This window comes from Pseudomonas sp. FW305-7, from assembly GCF_058786735.1.
This window is the reverse complement of the sequence record NZ_JBYSZA010000071.1, coordinates 1-831: the sequence shown is the minus strand read 5'-3', so window position 1 is coordinate 831 and position 831 is coordinate 1. Positions and strand designations below refer to the sequence as shown.

Below are 831 nucleotides of genomic sequence, written 5' to 3'. Positions count from 1 at the left end.
ACACTCCTCAGCCCAGCCCGGTCGGGCGATCGCTACAGGCAGGTAAAAGAACAGCGGAAAGTCGACTTCATCGGCCTCTACTTCTTTGGTGAAAACAGATTGTTTGTCCCAGTAGATAACGTGTTTATCTCCCACGTGCATGCCTATGTACGCAGGGATCACACACAGCATGCCGGCATCGCTGTCTTCGACCACTTTGAGATTGATACCGCCATCACCGTCCTGGATGGGATCCACCATCCCCGGAATAACAAGCGGGCGCAGCGCCAGTGTTGCGTTATCGAAATCAATATCGGGGAATAGAAAGGGGCTTTTGGAAGACATCTCGGAACTCCTGTTTTGCACGATGCCAACGACGACAGGCATGAAAGGGTTCGTTTGATTGGGCGCTAACAGAGGCGGATTGGCTACTGTCAGATCTGACAGGTGTGTGCGGTTTTCCGATGAACGGTATTAGTCATCAATTGAGGCCAGTATCGGCGTGCGAGCGATGCAGGGGGTTGGTATTCCATGGCGGAGTTGCCGAAGGCCGCGATCTTTGATGTAAAACTTCAAAATCAAAAGATCGCGGCCTTTGGCAGTCCCTACATAGTCATGGTGGCGAGGGAGCCGTTATCAGTCCGGCACCTGCAAATTATCCAGCACCCGATTCACCGCCAACTCCCCGAGCATGATCAGCTGCGCAATCCCCAACAACGTCCGGCGTTGCGACGCTGGCAAGAGGTGGGCGAAGTCACTGGCAATGGTTCTTGCTGAAGCAAGGGTCTCGAAGGCATCGGCCAGCATCTCCTCGTTTTTGAAGTCGGCGGTAACGGCGTACATCCTGCGGGT

Annotated in this window: 2 protein-coding genes; both read right to left on the bottom strand. The window is 54.2% G+C overall.

The features are described 5' to 3' along the window. Positions 1 to 366, bottom strand: a 366-nt coding sequence (locus AC3WMT_RS30855; protein WP_492578079.1) for a hypothetical protein, incomplete at its 3' end; no start/stop codon positions are given. 249 nt (positions 367 to 615) lie between these two features. Continuing rightward, positions 616 to 831, bottom strand: a 216-nt coding sequence (locus AC3WMT_RS30850; RefSeq protein WP_492578077.1) for a DUF6124 family protein, incomplete at its 5' end; no start/stop codon positions are given.